14 protein-coding genes are annotated in these 18,624 nt (G+C 71.2%); 3 read left to right on the forward strand and 11 right to left on the reverse strand.

All coding sequences use genetic code 11. From position 1 onward, the window contains the following. Nucleotides 1–127: 127 nt before the first annotated feature. From AB0E88_RS11750 to AB0E88_RS11760, 3 genes are all read right to left on the reverse strand, one after another. Nucleotides 128–1,216 (reverse strand): branched-chain amino acid aminotransferase, encoded by a 1,089-nt coding sequence (locus tag AB0E88_RS11750; RefSeq protein ID WP_361627796.1) that lies wholly within the window; start codon nt 1,214–1,216, stop codon nt 128–130. 266 nt (nt 1,217–1,482) lie between these two features. Then, complete coding sequence (locus AB0E88_RS11755) at nt 1,483–2,526, reverse strand: 3-isopropylmalate dehydrogenase (RefSeq protein ID WP_361627799.1); 1,044 nt, start codon at nt 2,524–2,526, stop codon at nt 1,483–1,485. Between the two features lie 81 nt (nt 2,527–2,607). Next, nucleotides 2,608–2,739, reverse strand: coding sequence for a hypothetical protein (locus tag AB0E88_RS11760; protein WP_361627802.1), 132 nt, complete (start codon nt 2,737–2,739; stop codon nt 2,608–2,610). A gap of 330 nt (nt 2,740–3,069) precedes the next feature. Between AB0E88_RS11760 and AB0E88_RS11765 the strand changes: the two genes are divergently transcribed. Next, the gene (locus tag AB0E88_RS11765; RefSeq protein WP_361628027.1) at nt 3,070–3,276 is read left to right on the forward strand and encodes a DUF5988 family protein; all 207 of its coding nucleotides are present in this window, start codon (nt 3,070–3,072) and stop codon (nt 3,274–3,276) included. Between the two features lie 73 nt (nt 3,277–3,349). Here the strand turns inward: AB0E88_RS11765 and pruA are convergent, their stop codons facing one another. Both pruA and AB0E88_RS11775 read right to left on the reverse strand, forming a co-directional pair. Further along, nucleotides 3,350–4,981, reverse strand: a complete 1,632-nt coding sequence (gene pruA / locus AB0E88_RS11770; protein ID WP_361627805.1) for an L-glutamate gamma-semialdehyde dehydrogenase — start codon at nt 4,979–4,981, stop codon at nt 3,350–3,352. Nucleotides 4,982–5,022: 41 nt separating this feature from the next. Further along, entirely contained in the window at nt 5,023–5,949 is a 927-nt protein-coding gene (locus tag AB0E88_RS11775; protein WP_361627808.1) for a proline dehydrogenase family protein, read from the reverse strand. Between the two features lie 162 nt (nt 5,950–6,111). Here AB0E88_RS11775 and AB0E88_RS11780 point away from each other — a divergent pair, with 162 nt between their 5' ends. Next, a complete protein-coding gene (locus tag AB0E88_RS11780; protein ID WP_361627811.1) occupies nt 6,112–7,329 on the forward strand; it encodes a helix-turn-helix domain-containing protein in 1,218 nt (405 codons plus the stop codon). 18 nt (nt 7,330–7,347) lie between these two features. Here the strand turns inward: AB0E88_RS11780 and AB0E88_RS11785 are convergent, their stop codons facing one another. Continuing rightward, on the reverse strand, nt 7,348–7,941 hold the full coding sequence (locus AB0E88_RS11785; RefSeq protein ID WP_361627814.1) for a TetR/AcrR family transcriptional regulator: 594 nt from the start codon (nt 7,939–7,941) through the stop codon (nt 7,348–7,350). 97 nt (nt 7,942–8,038) lie between these two features. Here AB0E88_RS11785 and AB0E88_RS11790 point away from each other — a divergent pair, with 97 nt between their 5' ends. Next, nucleotides 8,039–9,562, forward strand: coding sequence for an MFS transporter (locus AB0E88_RS11790; protein WP_361627817.1), 1,524 nt, complete (start codon nt 8,039–8,041; stop codon nt 9,560–9,562). Nucleotides 9,563–9,638: 76 nt separating this feature from the next. On the opposite strand, the gene serA is transcribed toward AB0E88_RS11790, so the two are convergent. The 5 genes from serA to AB0E88_RS11815 form a co-directional block, all read right to left on the reverse strand. Continuing rightward, nucleotides 9,639–11,228, reverse strand: a complete 1,590-nt coding sequence (serA, locus tag AB0E88_RS11795) for a phosphoglycerate dehydrogenase (protein WP_361627820.1) — start codon at nt 11,226–11,228, stop codon at nt 9,639–9,641. 261 nt (nt 11,229–11,489) lie between these two features. Continuing rightward, nucleotides 11,490–12,488: a ketol-acid reductoisomerase gene (gene ilvC, locus AB0E88_RS11800; protein ID WP_361627823.1), complete on the reverse strand. Its 999-nt coding sequence runs from the start codon at nt 12,486–12,488 to the stop codon at nt 11,490–11,492. Between the two features lie 118 nt (nt 12,489–12,606). Further along, nucleotides 12,607–13,131: an acetolactate synthase small subunit gene (ilvN, locus tag AB0E88_RS11805; RefSeq protein WP_361627826.1), complete on the reverse strand. Its 525-nt coding sequence runs from the start codon at nt 13,129–13,131 to the stop codon at nt 12,607–12,609. 21 nt (nt 13,132–13,152) lie between these two features. Next, entirely contained in the window at nt 13,153–15,012 is a 1,860-nt protein-coding gene (locus AB0E88_RS11810) for an acetolactate synthase large subunit (protein ID WP_361627829.1), read from the reverse strand. 213 nt (nt 15,013–15,225) lie between these two features. Beyond that, nucleotides 15,226–18,336 carry an EAL domain-containing protein gene (locus AB0E88_RS11815; protein WP_361627832.1) on the reverse strand — a complete coding sequence of 1,037 codons (3,111 nt, stop codon included), beginning with the start codon at nt 18,334–18,336 and terminating at the stop codon, nt 15,226–15,228. Nucleotides 18,337–18,624: the final 288 nt, after the last annotated feature.

Below are 18,624 nucleotides of genomic sequence, written 5' to 3' on the forward strand. Positions count from 1 at the left end.
ACCCACAGACCCGCCAGACCCACCAGACCCCCGGGCCGGCCGAGGACGGACGGCCGGCCCGGGCCTCGAAAGACCAGGGCCGCCCCGGACGAGATGTCCGGGGCGGCCCTGGTGTTCGTGCACCGGATCAGCCGAGCTTGTGCATCCAGCCGTGCTTGTCCTCCGTGATGCCGCGCTGGAGGCCGAGCAGGGCCTCGCGCAGCCGGAGGGTGACCGGGCCGGGCGCGCCGTCGCCGTGGCTCCAGGCGTCCGACTTGGTCTTGACGTGGCCGATCGGGGTGACGACGGCGGCGGTGCCGCAGGCGAAGACCTCGGTCAGCGCGCCGGACGCGGCGTCCTCACGCCACTGCTGGAGCGTGACCACGCCCTCCTCGGCGGTGTAGCCGAGGTCGCGGGCCACCTGGAGCAGGGAGTCGCGGGTGATGCCCTCCAGGATGGAACCGGTCAGGGCGGGGGTGACGATCCGGTCGCCGTAGACGAAGGCGACGTTCATGCTGCCGGACTCCTCGACCTTGGTGCGGGTCACCGCGTCGAGGTAGACGACCTGGTCGCAGCCGTTGGCGGCGGCCTCGGCCTGGGGCAGCAGGGAGGCGGCGTAGTTGCCGCCGGTCTTGGCGTCGCCGGTGCCGCCCGGGACGGCGCGGACGTGGTCCTCGGAGACCCAGATGGTGACCGGCTTGACGCCGCCCGCGAAGTAGGCGCCGGACGGGGAGGCGATCAGCATGAACAGGTACTCGTTGGCCGGGTGCACGCCGAGGCCGGTCTCCGAGGCGAACATGAACGGCCGCAGGTACAGCGACTCCTCACCGCCGTGCGGCGGCACCCAGTCGGCGTCCTGGGAGAGCAGCGCGTCCAGGGCGGCGATGAACAGCTCCTCGGGCAGCTCGGCCATCGCCATCCGGCGGGCGGAGTTGCGGAAGCGGCGCGCGTTGGCCTCCGGACGGAAGACCGCGACCGAGCCGTCGGGCTGGCGGTACGCCTTGAGCCCCTCGAAGATCTCCTGCCCGTAGTGGAGCACGTGGCAGGAGGGGTCGAGGGAGATGGGGCCGTACGGGACGAGCTGCGCGTCGTGCCAGCCGCGGCCCTCCGTCCACTTGATCGTCACCATGTGATCGGTGAAGTGGCGGCCGAACCCGGGGCTGGCGAGAATCGCCTCGCGCTCCGCGGCGGGCAGCGGGTGGGCGGAGGGCTTGAGCTCGATCGTGGGCGTCGTCATCAGTGGTTTGTCCTTCACCGGTTGTCGTGACGGGCCGCGCTCCTCAAGGCCCCGCAAGGGCCTTTTCCGGCCAGTGCTAGGACGTCCGAGCTTCCCCTCATATCGCGGCTCCGCGTTCGATTATCGCGCGGGGACGGCGACCGAAGGAATCCGGGTGGGGCGGACCCAGGGGGTCGATGGTTCCACCCGGCGCCGCACAGCGAAAGCCGCCGGGTGCGTCAAGGCGACCCGGCGGCTTCGAAGTGGTTCTTCAGGAGCGCACCGGGTCAGCCGGCTACGCGTACGGCGAGCGCGTCGCCGATCTCGGACGTGGAGCGGGCCGGCTTGCCCACGCGCTCGGCGAGGTCGGCGGCGACCGCGTCCTCGATCCGGGCGGCCTCGGCGTCGTGGCCGAGGTGGCGCAGCAGCAGGGCGACGGACAGGACCGTGGCGCTGGGGTCGGCCTTGCCCTGGCCGGCGATGTCCGGGGCCGAGCCGTGGACCGGCTCGAACATGGACGGGAACTCGCGGCTCGGGTTGATGTTGCCCGAGGCCGCGACGCCGATGCCGCCGGAGACGGCCGCGGCGAGGTCGGTGATGATGTCGCCGAAGAGGTTGTCGGTGACGATGACGTCGAACCGCTCGGGCTGGGTCACCAGGTAGATGGTGGCCGCGTCGACGTGGATGTACTCGGTGGTGACCTCGGGGTACTCCTCGGCCACCTTGTTGAAGATGTTCGTCCACAGGTGACCGGCGAAGGTCAGCACGTTGTTCTTGTGCACCAGCGTCAGCTTCTTGCGCGGCCGCGCCTGGGCACGCGCGAAGGCGTCCCGCACGACCCGCTCGACACCGAAGGCCGTGTTCACCGACACCTCGGTGGCGACCTCGTGCTCGGTGCCCTTGCGGATCGTGCCGCCGTTGCCGGTGTACGGCCCCTCGGTGCCCTCACGGACGACGACGAAGTCGATCTGCGGCTCACCGGCGAGCGGGGTGGAGACACCCGGCAGCAGCTTGGAGGGACGCAGGTTGACGTGGTGATCGAAGGCGAACCGCAGCTTCAGCAGGAACCCGCGCTCCAGCACACCGGACGGGACGCTCGGGTCGCCGATCGCACCCAGCAGGATGGCGTCGTGGCCCTTGAGCTGCGCCAGGTCGTCATCGGTGAGGGTCTCACCGGTGGAGTGGTAGCGCCGGGCGCCGAAGTCGTACTCCTTGGTCTCCAGCTTCACATCCTGCGGGAGGACGGCGGAGAGGACCTTGAGGCCTTCGGCCACGACTTCCTGCCCGATGCCGTCACCGGGGATCACTGCGAGATCGATGCTGCGAGACATGCGGGCACCCTACTCCTCGTCCCATGGGATGACACGAACCGTCCGCCATCCGGACAAGGAGCGGGCGTGCCTGCGGGTCTTTCAGTGGCCGGTGGCGCCGCCGTTGTCACGGCGGTCGAGAGCGCGCTGGAGGGCTGCGGCGGCGTTCTTGCGGTCGGCCTCGCTGGTGCGGGAGGAGTGGCGGACGCGGCGGCGGACGGTCGTCTCGGCCATGAGGGATCGACTCCTTCGGGCGATACAGAGGGGTAACGAGACGCCGGAGGTGGCGGGGAGCAGCGGTGCCGCAGGGGTTGCCTGCATCGGGCCCGGCTCACGTCCGCCCATCGCTTGGTCTAGCGAGACGTTCGGCTCCTACAAAGCTAGGACAGGACCGCGCATCTGTCTCCACAATTACTCGGACTTCCTACTATCTGAGACGGCGGATTGCGTCACACTGCCCTGACCTGCGCCTTCGGGCACGCGGCCCCGGGCGCCCGCTCGCCCGGACGGCTGATCCTCGCCGGCGCCCGGGACGCCCCGCACCGCCCCGGGAACCGTGTCGACATGACCAACACGGCCAAGGCAGTTCTGGAAGGCGGCCCCGACGACCTGCCGGAGCGGATCGTCCCGATCACTCCGCCGGGTACGGAGCTGAAGGTCCCGCACCGGGGCGGGTACGAGCACTTCCGGTCCACTCCGCGCCACCAGGAGACGGAGCAGGGCCGGCTCCCGGTGTACGAGTGGTGGGAGCGCACCGAGATCGCCGAGTAGCCGGAGCGCGGTACGCGAACGGGCCGGGCCCCCGTGCGGAGGACCCGGCCCGTTCGCGTACCCCGAGGGGCCGTCAGCCCATGTGCGGGTAGCCGTACTCGGTCGGCGGCACCAGGGTCTCCTTGATGGCCCGCGTCAGCGTCCAGCGCTGGAGGTTCTGCGGCGCACCGGCCTTGTCGTCGGTGCCGGAGGCCCGCCCGCCGCCGAAGGGCTGCTGGCCGACCACGGCACCGGTCGACTTGTCGTTGATGTAGAAGTTGCCGGCGGCGTACCGCAGCTTGTTCGCGGTGTACGCGGCGGCGGCGCGGTCGTTCGCGATCACCGACCCGGTCAGCGCGTAGTCGGAGACGGACTCCATCTGCTCGAGCATCTCGTCGTACTTGTCGTCCTCGTAGACGTGCACCGCGAGGATCGGACCGAAGTACTCGGTCGTGAAGACCTCGTTCTCCGGGTCGCTGCACTCGATGACGGTCGGCCGGACGAAGTACCCGACCGAGTCGTCGTAGGAGCCGCCCGCGACGATCGTGCAGGAGGGGTCGGCCGCGGCGCGGTCGATCGCGGCCTTGTTCTTGGCGAAGGAGCGCTCGTCGATGACCGCGCCGATGAAGTGCGACAGGTCGGTGACGTCACCCATGGCGATGCCGTCGACCTCGGCCGCGAACTGCTCCTTGAAGCCGTCGTTCCAGATCGACGCCGGGATGTAGGCCCGGGAGGTCGCCGAGCACTTCTGGCCCTGGTACTCGAAGGCACCACGGGTCAGGGCGGTCTTCAGCACCGCGCGGTCGGCCGACGGGTGGGCGACGACGAAGTCCTTGCCGCCGGTCTCGCCGACCAGCCGCGGGTAGGAACGGTACTTCTCGATGTTGGCGCCGACCGTCTTCCACAGGTACTGGAAGGTCTTGGTCGAGCCGGTGAAGTGGATGCCGGCCAGGTCGCGGTGGTTCAGCGCGACCTCGGAGACCTCGATGCCGTCACCGGTGAGCAGGTTGATGACGCCCTTGGGCAGGCCCGCCTCCTCCAGCAGCCGCATCAGCAGCACGGCGGCGTGGGTCTGCGTCGGGGACGGCTTCCACACCACCACGTTGCCCATGAGGGCGGGCGCGGTGGGCAGGTTGCCCGCGATGGCCGTGAAGTTGAACGGCGTGATCGCGTAGACGAAGCCCTCGAGCGGGCGGTGGTCCAGACGGTTCCACACACCCGGGGAGTTGGCCGGGGGCTGCTCGGCCAGGATCTGCCGGGCGTAGTGGACGTTGAAGCGCCAGAAGTCGACCAGCTCGCACGGGGTGTCGATCTCGGCCTGCTGGGCGCTCTTGGACTGGCCGAGCATGGTGGACGCGGCCAGCGTCTCGCGCCACGGGCCGGACAGCAGCTCGGCGGCGCGCAGGAAGATCGCCGCGCGGTCGTCGAAGGACAGCGCGCGCCAGGCGGGGGCGGCCGCGAGGGCCGCGTCGATGGCGTCCTGCGCGTCCGCCTTCGTGGCGTGGCGGAAGGTGCCCAGCACGGCCTTGTGGTTGTGCGGCTGCACGACCTGGAACGGCTCGCCGCCGCCCATCCGCCGCTCACCGTCGATGGTGCAGGGCAGGTCGATCGGGTTCTCGGCCAGCTCCTTGAGCTTGGCCTCCAGCCGGGCACGCTCGGGCGAGCCGGGGGCGTAGCCGTGCACCGGCTCGTTGACGGGGGTGGGGACCTGGGTCACAGCGTCCATGGGTTCCGTAACTCCTTAACTGAGCGGGTGGGGGTGCGGGCTCAGCCCTTGCTGACCATCGAGCGCAGGAAGAACTGCAGGTTGGCCGGCTTCTCCGCGAGGCGCCGCATGAAGTAGCCGTACCAGTCGGTGCCGTAGGCGGTGTAGACGCGCATGCGGTGGCCCTCGGCGGCCAGCCGCAGGTGCTCCTCGCCGCGGATGCCGTACAGCATCTGGAACTCGTACTCGTCGAGCTTGCGCCCGGCGCGGTGGGCGAGTTCCTGGGCGATGGCGATCAGGCGCGGGTCGTGGGACCCGACCATCGGGTAGCCCTCGCCCTCCATCAGGGTCCGCAGGATGCGCACGTACGCCTTGTCGATCTCGTGCTTGTCCTGGTACGCGACGGAGGCGGGCTCCTTGTAGGCGCCCTTGACCAGGCGGACCCGGCTGCCCGCGGCGGCGAGCCGGCGGGCGTCGGCCTCGGTGCGGAAGAGGTAGGCCTGGATGACGCAGCCGGTCTGCGGGAAGTCCTTCCGCAGCTCCTCGTGGATGGCGAACATCGAGTCGAGGGTGGTGTGGTCCTCGGCGTCGAGCGTCACGGTCGTACCGATCGCGGCGGCGGCCTCGACGACCGGGCGGACGTTGGCGAGCGCCAGTTCGTGGCCGCCGGACAGCGCCTGGCCGAACATGGAGAGCTTCACGGACATCTCGACGCGCTCGCCGAGCCCGAGGTCCTTCAGGTGGCCGATCAGCGCCAGGTAGGCGTCCCGGGCGTGGGCGGCCTGCTCGGGGGTGGTGATGTCCTCGCCGACGACGTCCATCGTCAGCTCCAGGCCCTTGGCCGTGAGGTCCTCGATGATCGGGACGATGTCGTCGACGGTCTCCCCGGGGATGAAGCGGTCGACGACCTGCTTGGTCACCGGGGCCGCCGAGATCAGGCGTCGCATCCGGTCGCTGCGCGACGCGGCGAGAATCACGGGACCCAGCACGGGGCACCTCCACTACGAACAAAACCAGGCCGAAAACCCACGATCCGGGTACGGCACGGAGAACCACCGTGAAACCTAAGGATTGCTCCGATCGTCTGCCATCGACAGCTGTCACGCATCCGTGCCCGGGATCTCAGACAGATGTATGAAGGCCGGGGCGAGATGCGGGAGAATGCCCGGGTGACGGCGGAACACAGGGGTGACTACCAGGAGCTCGTGGACGAGATCTCGGAGCTGCTCGGCGCTCCGGCGACCCTGGAGAACCGCGACTTCGAACTGATCGCCTTCGGTGCCTACGACGACGAGGGCGACCTCGACCCGACGGTCCTGGACCCGGTGCGCACCCGCTCGATCCTCACCCGACGCTCCACAGCCGCCGTCCGCGCCTGGTTCGAGGGCTTCGGCATCACTCGGGCCACCGGCCCGGTCCGTATCCCGCCGACCCCGGACGCCGGGGTCTACCGCGGCCGGATCTGCCTGCCGGTACGCCACCGCGGTGTCGTGCTCGGCTACGTCTGGCTGCTGGACGGCGAACCCGGGCCGAGCGACGCCCAGCTGGGCGCCGCCATGGAGGTGACGGCCCGCATCGGCGCGCTGCTCGCGGACGAGGCGCAGCACGGCGCCGACCTGACCCGGGAGCTGCGGGCGGTGCTGGCGGCGGAGCCGGGCTGGCAGCGGGACGCGGCGGTGGCGGAGTTGCGCACGGCACTGGGGGTGCGGGCGGACGGGCCGCACACGGTGGTGTGCGTGGCCCCCTGGCCGTCGGCCGACCCGGCCGAGGCGCCCTCGGTGCGCACCCTGCCCGGGGCGACCGCGCTGTGCACGGTGCCGTGGGGAGCGACGGAGCACTGTCTGGCGGTACTGGTGCGGCTGCGCTCGACGCAGACGGTCACGCCGGCGGTGTCGGTGGCCACGAGGCTGCGGGAGCGGGCGGGGGCGGGAATCGGGGCCGTGGGGTCCGCCGTCGCCGACGCCGTCGCGGGGATCGCCGCGGCCCGGACCGGGATCGGCGAGCTGGGCCTGGCGTGGCAGGAGGCGTCGGCGGCGGCGCGCGCCGCTCTGGCCGACGCGCGTCTGGGTCCCGTCGCCGAGTGGTCCGGCATCGGGCCGTACCGGCTGCTGACCTCGCTGCCGCCGGCGGCCGCCGCGGACCCGGTGATGGCGCCGCTGCTCACCGCCGCCCACCGCGAACTGGCCCGCACCGCGGAGGTGTTCCTCGACTGCGCGGGCCAGGCGGGACGCACGGCGGCGGCGCTGGGCATCCACCGGCAGACGCTCTACTACCGCCTGTCCCGGGTCGAGCAGCTCACGGGCCTGGACCTGGACGACGGCGAGGACCGGCTGCTGCTGCACATGGCGCTGAAGGCGGCCCGGCTGTAGCGGCCGGGGAAGACGCGGTCACCCCTGCGGCGCCGCTGCGCTCATCACCCGGCGCAGACCCTCCGTGAGCTGTCCGGCGGTGGTGGCCGAGTCCGGGTCGAAGAGCCACTGGACCATCAGGCCGTTCAGCAGGGTCTGGTAGAAGCGGCCCTCGGTGTCGACCGACTCCTCGCCCAGCTCGCTCTCGGGGACGCCGTTGAACATCGCCAGGATGCCTCTGCGGCCCTCCACCTGGGCCTCGGCCAGCAGCTTGCGCACCTCGGGCAGCCGGTCGCCCTGGAAGAGCAGCTCGAAGCTGAGCAGCCAGATCGCCCGCGACTCGGGCACGGCCCGGATGATGGCCGCCCACACCTCCTGGAACCGCTCCAGCGACCCGGGCGGCGCCGCGGCCCCCGCGTCGGCGCTCCGTCCGGGGTCGAAGGTCTCGCCGACGCCCTCGATCAGCTCGACGTACGCCTGCACGAGCAGCGCGTCCTTCGAGCCGTAGTGGTAGCCGATCGAGGCCAGGTTGGTCCCCGACTCCTTGACGATGTCGCGCGCCGTCGTGCGCAGGAAGCCCTTCTGGAGCAGGCAGCGCTTGGCGCCCTCGAGCAGATCCTCACGGTGTCCCATGGCGGGCAGCCTACCGCCGATCCATACAGTCGTCCTATACGGCTGATTTATACGATCGTTCTAGACAACCGTTTAATACATGCGTACAGTCGCTGTCATGACGAACCCGACGAGCACCACCCCGCTCCCGGCCGCCCGGGCCGGACGCCGTGAATGGACCGCCCTCGGCGTCCTGATGCTTCCGCTGCTGCTGGTCTCGATGGATGTCTCCGTGCTGTACTTCGCGATCCCCGCGATCAGCGCCGATCTGGAGCCGAGCGGCACCCAGCAGCTGTGGATCTTCGACATCTACGCGTTCGTGCTGGCCGGCCTGCTGATGACGATGGGTTCGCTGGGCGACCGCATCGGCCGCCGCCGGCTGCTGCTGATCGGCGCGGCCGCGTTCGGCGCCGCCTCACTGGTCGCCGCGTACGCGGACAGCGCCGGGACCCTGATCGCGGCCCGAGCCGTCCTCGGTATCGGCGGGGCCACCCTGATGCCGTCCACCATGGCGATCGTCCGCACGATGTTCACCGACCCCGGGCAGCGCGCGAAGGCGATCGGGATGTGGTCCGGTGTGATGACGGGCGGCATCGCACTCGGCTCGGTGCTCAGCGGCGTCCTCGTCCAGTACTTCTGGTGGGGCTCGGTCTTCCTGGTCAACCTGCCCGCGATGGCCCTGCTGCTGATCCTCGGCCCCGTCCTGCTGCCCGAGTCGAAGAACCCCGAGCCCGGCCGCTTCGACTGGGTGTCCGTGCCGCTGTCCATGGCCGCGGTGCTGCCCGTGATCTACGGCCTCAAGGAGATCCCGTCCGAGGGCTGGCACACGGGGTACGTCGTCTCGATCACCGTCGGACTGCTCTTCGCCGTGCTCTTCGCCCACCGCCAGCGCACGGCCGTGTCACCGATGATCTCGCCGGAGCTGTTCCGGGGCCGGGGCTTCGCACCGGCCGTCGTCCTCAACCTGGTGTCGTCCTTCGGGATGATGGGCTCGGCCTTCTTCACCACGCAGTACCTGCAGTCGGTGCTCGGCAAGAGCGCGATGGAGGCGGCCCTGTGGGCGCTGCTGCCGTCGGTGCCGATCGGCATGGCGGCGCCGCTGGCGACCGCCTTGGTGCAGAAGGGCGTCCAGCGGGCGTACGTCGTCACCGCGGGCTTCCTCGTCGGCGCCGCCGGCTACGGCATGCTGGCCCTCGCCGGCACCGACTCGATGTGGCTGGTCCTGGCCGCGTGCGGGGTGCTGGCCTCCGGAATCGTCATGGTGATCTCCCAGATGACCGATCTCGCGCTGGGCACCGCCCCGGCCGAGCGGGCGGGTTCCGCCTCCTCCCTGCTGGAGACCGGCGCCGAGTTCGGCGGTGCGCTCGGGATGGCCGTGCTCGGCTCCATCGGAACGGCGGTCTACCGCCACGGCATCCCGGCCTCGGCGCCGGACGCGGCCCGCGAGACCCTGGGCGGCGCCCTGGCCGTCGCCGGGAAGGTGCCGGGACTCGCGGCGGTGGCCCGGGAGGCGTTCACCCAGGGGATGCAGGGCGCGGCGATCGCGGGCGCGGTACTGCTCGCGGGGGCGGGTGTGGCCGCCGCCGTCACCCTGCGGGGCGTACGGGTGCGGGAGCAGGCGGAGGTCGACATGGCCGCCTGACCGCGCACGAACGCCGGGTGGGGCTGAGGTTTCCCTCAGCCCCACCCGGCGTTGCGGCAGAAACGGACCAGGTGGATCAGACCAGGTTCACCGAACGGGCCGAGGTGGCACCGATCTCCGCGGCGACCTCGGTCAGCACACCCGCGGGCACGGTGTCGTCGACGGTGAGGACGGCCAGCGCCTCGCCGCCGACCGCCGCACGGGCGACCTGCATGCCGGCGATGTTGATGCCGGCCTCGCCGAGGATGCGGCCGACGGTGCCGACGACACCCGGACGGTCCTCGTACTTCAGCACCACCATGTGCTCGGCGAGCGCCAGGTCCACGTCGTAGTCGCCGACCGCGACGATCTTCTGGACGTGCTTGGGGCCGGCCAGCGTGCCGGAGACCGACACCTCCTCGCCGGTGCCCAGCGTGCCGCGCACGGTGACGACGTTGCGGTGGTCGGCCGACTCCGAGCTGGTGGTCAGGCGGACCTCGACGCCGCGCTCCTGCGCGAACAGCGGGGCGTTGACGTAGGAGACCGTCTCGTCGACGACGTCCTCGAAGACACCCTTGAGCGCGGACAGCTCGAGCACCTTCACGTCGTGCTGGGTGATCTCGCCGTACACCTCGACGTCGAGGCGGACCGCGACCTCACCCGCGAGCGCGGTGAAGATGCGGCCGAGGCGCTCGGCGAGCGGCAGACCGGGCTTGACGTCCTCGGCGATGACACCGCCCTGGACGTTCACCGCGTCCGGGACCAGCTCACCGGCGAGCGCGAGGCGGACGGACTTGGCGACGGCGATGCCCGCCTTCTCCTGGGCCTCGTCGGTCGACGCGCCGAGGTGCGGGGTGCACACGACCTGGTCGAACTCGAACAGCGGGGAGTCCGTGCAGGGCTCCTTGGCGTACACGTCGAGACCGGCACCGGCGACCCGGCCCTCCTTGAGGGCGGAGTACAGGGCCTGCTCGTCGACGATGCCGCCGCGCGCGGCGTTGATGATCCGCACGCTCGGCTTGACCTTGCGCAGGGCCTCGTCGCCGATCAGGCCGAGCGTCTCCGGGGTCTTCGGCAGGTGGACGGTGATGAAGTCGGAGACCTCGAGCAGCTCGTCCAGGGAGAGGACCTTGACGCCCATCTGCGCGGCGCGCGCCGGCTGCACGTAGGGGTCGTAGGCGACGACCTTCATGCCGAAGCCGGACATGCGCTGGGCGACGAGCGCGCCGATGCGGCCGAGGCCGACGACACCGAGGGTCTTCTCGGCCAGCTCCACGCCCGTGTACTTGCTCCGCTTCCACTCGCCGTTCTTCAGCGCGGCGTTGGCCTGCGGGATGTGACGGGCGGTGGCGACGATGAGACCGCAGGCCAGTTCGGCGGCGGTCACGATGTTGGAGGTGGGGGCGTTGACGACCATCACGCCGGCCTTGGTGGCGGCGGAGACGTCGACGTTGTCCAGGCCGACGCCGGCGCGGGCGACGACCTTGAGCTTGCGCGCGGCGGCGATGGCCTCGGCGTCGACCTTGGTGGCCGAGCGGATCAGGATCGCGTCCACCTCGGCGATGGCCGGCAGCAGTTCGGCGCGGTCCGCGCCGTTGCAGTGCCGGATCTCGAAGTCCGGACCGAGGGCGTCGACGGTGGCGGGCGACAGCTCTTCAGCGATGAGTACGACGGGTTTCGAGCTCACGTGAGTCCTCACATGTGCGATGCGGACGGCCGTCCCGACGGCCGCAGGCGGTGGAGGGGGGCTACCGCGGAAGACGCACGACGCTGTGGGCCTGACGCGTGTTGTGCAGCAGTCTAGTGGCGCGGCGGGGGCCGTAATGCGCCTCCGCGGAAGGATCACCCATCCGTGGCTGGACGGGGTGGACAACGCCGTGTCACCGACGTTACCCGAGGTTCGCCGAAGGGGCCGAAGCGGTCTCGCTCCGGCCCCTTCGTCCGAGGCTTACGCCTCCTCGTTCACCCAGCTCATCAGCTTGCGCAGCTGCTTGCCGGTGGTCTCCAGCAGGTGCTCGGCGTCGGCGTTCTTGTACTCGTTGTACTTCTTCAGACCGCCGTGGTACTCGTCCATCCAGGTCCGGGCGAAGGTGCCGTCCTGGATCTCGGCGAGGACCTGCTTCATCTCGGCCTTGGTGGCGTCGGTGATGATGCGCGGGCCGGTGACGTAGTCGCCCCACTCGGCGGTCTCGGAGACGGACCAGCGCATCTTCTCCAGGCCGCCCTCGTACATGAGGTCCACGATCAGCTTCAGCTCGTGCAGGCACTCGAAGTAGGCGATCTCCGGCTGGTAGCCCGCCTCGACCAGGGTCTCGAAGCCGGCCTTCACCAGGGCGGAGGTGCCGCCGCAGAGCACGGCCTGCTCACCGAACAGGTCGGTCTCGGTCTCCTCGGTGAAGGTCGTCTTGATGACACCCGCGCGGGTGCCGCCGATGGCCTTGGCGTACGACAGGGCCAGCGCGAAGGCGTTGCCGGTGGCGTCCTGCTCGACGGCGGCGATCGCGGGGACGCCGCGGCCCTCCTCGTACTGGCGGCGCACCAGGTGGCCCGGGCCCTTCGGGGCGACCAGGGCGACGTCCACGCCGGCCGGGGGCTTGATGAAGCCGAAGCGGATGTTGAAGCCGTGGGCGAAGAACAGCGCCTTGCCGTCCGACAGGTTGGGAGCGATGGACTCCTCGTAGACCTGGGCCTGGATCGGGTCCGGGATCAGGATCATGATGACGTCGGCCTCGGCGGCGGCCTCGGCCGGGGTCACCACGCGCAGGCCCTGCTCCTCGGCCTTGGCCTTGGACTTGGAGCCCTCGTGCAGACCGACACGCACGTCGACACCCGAGTCACGCAGCGACAGCGCGTGGGCGTGGCCCTGGCTGCCGTAACCGATGACCGCGACCTTGCGGCCCTGGATGATGGACAGGTCGGCGTCGGCGTCGTAGAACAGCTCGGCCACTTTGGGTTCTCTCCTTGTGTACGGGTGTTGCGTCCCACCGTATGACGGCGGGGGGAGGGGAAGTTTCGGGGTCTCGGTATACGGGCGGCCGGTGTCACCCGGCCGCCCGAATCCGGCCTTACGCCGACCGGTCCAGGGCGCGCAGCGACCGGTCCGTGATCGAACGGGCGCCGCGGCCGATGGCGATCGTGCCGGACTGCACGAGTTCCTTGATGCCGTACGGCTCGAGCATCTTCAGCATCGCGGACAGCTTGTCGCTGGAGCCGGTGGCCTCGATGGTGACGGCGTCCGGGGAGACGTCGACGGTCTTGGCGCGGAAGAGCTGGACGATCTCGACGATCTGGGAGCGCGTCTCGTTGTCGGCGCGCACCTTCACCAGGACGAGTTCGCGCTGCACGGCCTGCGACGGCTCCAGCTCGACGATCTTGAGCACGTTGACCAGCTTGTTGAGCTGCTTGGTCACCTGCTCCAGCGGCAGCTCCTCGACACCGACCACGATCGTGATGCGGGAGATGTCGGGGTGCTCGGTGACGCCGACCGCGAGCGAGTCGATGTTGAAGCCGCGCCGGGAGAACAGGGCGGCGATGCGGGCGAGGATGCCCGGCGTGTTCTCCACCAGGACGGAGAGCGTGTGCTTGGACATGGTTTCTGCTCTTCCTTGCCGTCAGTCGTCTTCGTTGTCGCCGAAGTCGGGGCGGACGTCCCGGGCGGCCATGATCTCGTCGTTGGAGGTGCCGGCGGCGACCATCGGCCAGACCATGGCGTCCTGGTGGACGATGAAGTCGATGACGACCGGGCGGTCGTTGATGGAGTTCGCCTCTTCGATGACCTTGTCGAGGTCGGCGGGGTCCTCGCAGCGGATCGCGTGGCAGCCCATGGCCTCCGACAGCTTGACGAAGTCGGGGACGCGGGTGCCCTGGGCGGGCTCGATGCCGTCGTGCTCCGGGCCGGAGTGCAGGACGGTGTTGGAGTAGCGCTGGTTGTAGAACAGCGTCTGCCACTGGCGGACCATGCCGAGGGCGCCGTTGTTGATGATGGCGACCTTGATCGGGATGCCGTTCAGGGCGCAGGTGGTGAGCTCCTGATTGGTCATCTGGAAGCAGCCGTCGCCGTCGATGGCCCACACCGTCCGGTCGGGCACGCCGGCCTTGGCGCCCATGGCGGCCGGGACGGCGTAGCCCATGGTTCCGGCGCCGCCGGAGTTCAGCCAGGTCGCGGGCTTCTCGTACTTGACGAAGTGCGCGGCCCACATCTGGTGCTGGCCGACGCCCGCCGCGAAGATCGTGCCCTCCGGGGCGAGCCGGCCGATGCGCTCGATGACCTGCTGCGGGGACAGCGAGCCGTCCTCGGGGTGGTCGTAGCCCAGCGGGTAGGTGTCGCGCCAGCGGCTGAGGTCCTTCCACCAGGCGCTGTAGTCGCCCTGGTTGCCCTCGCTGTGCTCCTTCTGCACGGCCTGGATCAGGTCGGCGATGACCTCACGGGCGTCGCCCACGATCGGCACGTCGGCGGCGCGGTTCTTGCCGATCTCGGCCGGGTCGATGTCGGCGTGGACGATCTTCGCGTACGGCGCGAAGCTGTCCAGCTTGCCGGTGACACGGTCGTCGAAGCGGGCACCGAGGGCGACGATCAGGTCGGCCTTCTGCAGCGCGGTGACGGCGGTGACCGCACCGTGCATGCCCGGCATTCCCACGTGCAGCGGGTGGCTGTCGGGGAACGCGCCGAGCGCCATCAGGGTGGTGGTGACGGGCGCTCCGGTCAGTTCGGCGAGGACCTTCAGCTCGGCGGTGGCCTGGGCCTTCAGCACGCCGCCGCCGACGTAGAGGACGGGGCGCTTCGCGGCGGTGATGAGCTTGGCGGCCTCGCGGATCTGCTTGGCGTGCGGCTTGGTCACCGGGCGGTAGCCGGGCAGGTCCATGGTGGGCGGCCAGGTGAAGGTGGTCTTCGCCTGGAGGGCGTCCTTGGAGATGTCGACCAGGACCGGGCCCGGGCGGCCGGTGGAGGCGATGTGGAACGCCTGCGCGATGACCCGCGGGATGTCCTCGGCCTTGGTGACGAGGAAGTTGTGCTTGGTGATCGGCATGGTGATGCCGACGATGTCCGCCTCCTGGAAGGCGTCCGTGCCGATCGAGGTGGACGCGACCTGGCCGGTGATCGCGACCATCGGCACGGAGTCCATGTGCGCGTCCGCGATCGGGGTGACCAGGTTGGTGGCGCCGGGGCCCGAGGTGGCCATGCAGACGCCGACCTTGCCGGTGGCCTGCGCGTAGCCGGTGGCGGCGTGGCCGGCGCCCTGCTCGTGGCGGACCAGGACGTGGCGCACCCGGGTGGAGTCCATCAGCGGGTCGTAGGCGGGAAGGATCGCACCGCCCGGAATGCCGAATACCGTGTCCGCGCCGACCTCCTCGAGGGAGCGGATGAGGGACTGCGCACCCGTGACGTGCTCGACGGGCGAAGGCTGCTGTCCTCCGGAACGGGGCCGCGGCTGCGGATGATGGGCCCCGGTGGCCTGCTCGGTCATCGGCATTCTCTTCTCGATGCTGAGGGTTTTTGCGAAGTTTGGGCGGTGTGCGTTTGCTGCCTGTGCAACAAAAAACCCCTCGTGCCGTAAGGCAAGCGAGGGGAGCGCGCCGGGTGGGGGTCGCTGAGCGATCAGGGCTCAGCGTCAGCCGACGCGCTGTCCAAGTACGAGAATTCGGGTGCGCATGGCACTGACCCTCCCCCCGGCACGCACCCGGTGTCAAGTGGGTGGGACGGGAGTCTCATTATGTGAGCGCAACGCCGTCCCGCCTCCGAGAACGGCCGGAACACCTGCGCGAAATCCGCCCGCGAAGGCCGGCTCGGCGGGTCCGTGCGGCACCGGGCAGTGGCCGGAAGTGAGCGCTCTGCGCAGCCGGTACTCGTCCAGCGGTCCGGCGAAGGCCATGCCCTGGCCGTGGGTGCAGCCCATCGCGCGCAGGGCGACGACCTGTTCGGGGAGGTCCACCCCCTCCGCGACGGACTGCAGCCCGAGGTCGGCGGCGATCCGCAGCAGCCCACCGGTGATCTTGTGCAGCCGGGCGGACTCCACGATCCCCTCGACCAGACCGCGGTCCAGCTTCAGCACGTCGACGGGCAGACGCCTGAGCGCCGTGATGGCCGCGTAGCCGCTGCCGAAACCGTCCAGGGCGATGCGCACGCCGAGCCGCTTGAGGGCCGCCAGACGCCGCTCCAGCTCCTCCAGCGGCACCCGGGGGTCGAGGTCGGCCAGTTCGATCACCAGGGCTCCCGAGGGCAGCCCGTGCCGCGTCAGCAGGGCCTCGATCGAGCCGAGCGGCATCGAGCGGTCCAGCAGCCGGCGCGCCGAGACCCGCACGGCCACCGGTACGGCGCGGCCGGAACCGGTGCGCTCGGCCGCCTGCTCGACGGCCTCCTGGAGCATCCAGCGGCCCAGCTCGGCGGTCTTGTCGCTGTCCTCCGCGACCCGCAGGAACTCGGCGGGCGTGAACAGCACGCCCTGCGAGGAACGCCAGCGCGCCTGCGCGGACACCGCCGTGATCCGGCCGTCCTCCAGCCGCACCACCGGCTGGTGCAGCAGACAGAACTCGCCGTCGTGCAGCGCCGCCCTGAGCCGGCCCGCCAGCTCCGCCTTGCGCACGACGTCCTGCTGCATCTGCGGCCGGTACAGCTCGACGCGGCCCTTGCCGCCCGCCTTGGCCCGGTACATCGCGAGATCGGCGTTGCGCAGCAGCTCACCGGCGCCGAGGCCCGGCTCGGCGAAGGCGACGCCGATGGAGGCGGCGACCCGGACGTCGCCGCCGTCGATCTCGTACGGCTGCGAGAGCGTGACCCTGAGGCGGTCGGCGAGCTCCAGGATGTGGCGCTCCCGCTCCGTACGGTCGCGAGTGCCGTCGCCGGCGATCAGCGCGGCGAACTCGTCGCCGCCGAGCCGGGACGCGGTGTCCCCCTGCCGGACCGCGTCCTGCAGTCTTCGGGCGGCCTGCACGAGCAGTTCGTCGCCGGCCTGGTGGCCGATGGTGTCGTTGACGGCCTTGAAGCCGTCGAGGTCGATGAAGAGCACCGCGGTGTTGCGCAGCGCGAGCCCGCGGTCGCTGGAGCGGCGGCCGGACAGCGCCTGCTGCACGCGCCGGGTGAACAGCGAGCGGTTGGGCAGGTCGGTGAGCGGGTCGTGCTCGGCGTTGTGCTGGAGCTGTGCCTGCAGGCGTACGCGCTCGGTGACGTCCCGGCTGTTGAAGATCAGGCCGCCCTGGTGGCGGTTGACGGTCGACTCGACGTTGAGCCAGCCGCCGTCGCCGGAGCGGAAGCGGCACTCGATGCGGGTGGTGGGCTCGTCCTGCGGGTTGGCGGCGAGGAAGCGGCGCACCTCGTGCACCACGCACCCCAGGTCCTCGGGATGGATCAGGCCGGCCAGTTCCGTGCCCACCAGGTCCTCGGCCGGACGGCCGTAGACGCCGGCGGCGGCCGGGGAGACGTACCTCAGGATGCCGCTGGGCGCGGCGATCATGATGACGTCGCTGGAGCCCTGCACCAGGGAGCGGAAGTGGTTCTCCTTCTGCGCCAGCTCCTGGGTGAGGGTGATGTTGTCCAGCAGCATGATGCCCTGGCGGACCACCAGCGCGAGCACGACCGTGCCGCCGGTCAGCAGCACCACGCGCGAGACGCTGTGGCCGTTGAGGACGTTGTAGAGGATCCCCAGCGTGCACACCGCTGCCGCGAGGTACGGCGTGAGCGCGGCGAGGGAGCCGGTGATGGGCCGGGTGCCCGGGTAGCGGCCGTGGTCGCCGGCCGGGGCGGACCCGGGCGGCGCGCTCCCGGGGACGGGCGCCGTCGCCGTGAGGGCGGCCGCGTGGTCCTCGGGTGCCGGGTGGTGGCCGCCGCGCTGCCCGCCGGGCCGGTGCTCGCCGGGGTACTCGCCGCGTCGGCCCGCCGGGTGCTCGCCGCGCCGGCCGGCGGGCAGGTGCTCGTGGACCACGCGGGTGTGCCCGTGGGCGGCCTTCACGCGCGGGTGCCGGGGCGCGGCCCAGGGGGCGTAGGCGAGCAGCAGCGAGCCGGCGAACCAGCCCGCGTCGAGCAGTTGGCCCGAGCGGTAGCTGTTGTGCAGCAGCGGCGAGGTGAACAGCGCGTCGCACATCACCGTCAGGGCGAGCGCGCCGATCGCCGTGTTGACGGCCGTGCGGTTCACCGCCGAACGCCGGAAGTGCAGCACGAGCACCATGCTGACCAGCGCGATGTCCAGCAGCGGGTACGCCAGCGACAGAGCCGCGTGGGTGACGCTGGGGCCGTCGAACTTCGCCGCCTGGGCGAGCGCGAGGCTCCAGGCCAGGGTCAGCAGCGAGCCGGCGATCAGCCAGGCGTCCAGCGCCAGGCACACCCAACCGGCCTTCGACACCGGCCGCTTGGCCAGCACCAGCAGACCGACGATGGCGGGCGGCGCGAAGAGCAGGAAGAACAGGTCGGCGATGGACGGGCTGGGCACGGGCCGGTCCAGCACGACCTCGTACCAGCCCCACACGCCGTTGCCGAGGGCGGCCATGGCCGAGGAGAAGGCGAACAGCATCCAGGCGGGCCGGAAGCGGACCCGGCGGATGCGGGCGTAGAAGAAGCAGGAGACCGACGCCGCGCCCGCCGCGACGGCGAGCCCGAAGTCGCCCATGATCAGAGCGAGTTCGTGCGAGCCCCAGTCGAACGCGGAGCCGACGGCGTACGCCGCGCAGACGAGGGCCAGGAACAGCTGGTGGACGAGGTTGCGCGGGCCGTCACCGGCCGCCGGGCGCGCAGGCGGCGCGGGCGCGGGCGGCGGCGTCCGCAGCGCGCCGTCCAGGGTGGTCACGGAGGGCGGGGGCGAGCTCACCGTGGCCTCCCGGTCCGCGCCGTTCCCGGGTCCCGGGGGTCCCGGTGCGGTGGGTGGGCGTTCCTCCTGCGGGCGCCGGGCCTGCGGGAGTGCGGGGCGTGCCGGCTGTGGTGGCCCCGGTGGCCGCGCCGGCCGCCGCCCTGGTGCGGAGCGCCGCCGGGGTGGCGGCCCTTGAGGCCGCCATGGCCGGTTCGGCTCTTGTGCGTGGTGTGGTCGGCGTGGTGGCCCCCTGCGCGTGCCGCCGTGCGCCAGGGTCGTCGTCGGCGGTCCGACAGCGTCGGGTCGTCC

The organism is Streptomyces sp. NPDC028635, from assembly GCF_040637635.1.
Classification (GTDB): Bacteria; Actinomycetota; Actinomycetes; order Streptomycetales; family Streptomycetaceae; genus Streptomyces.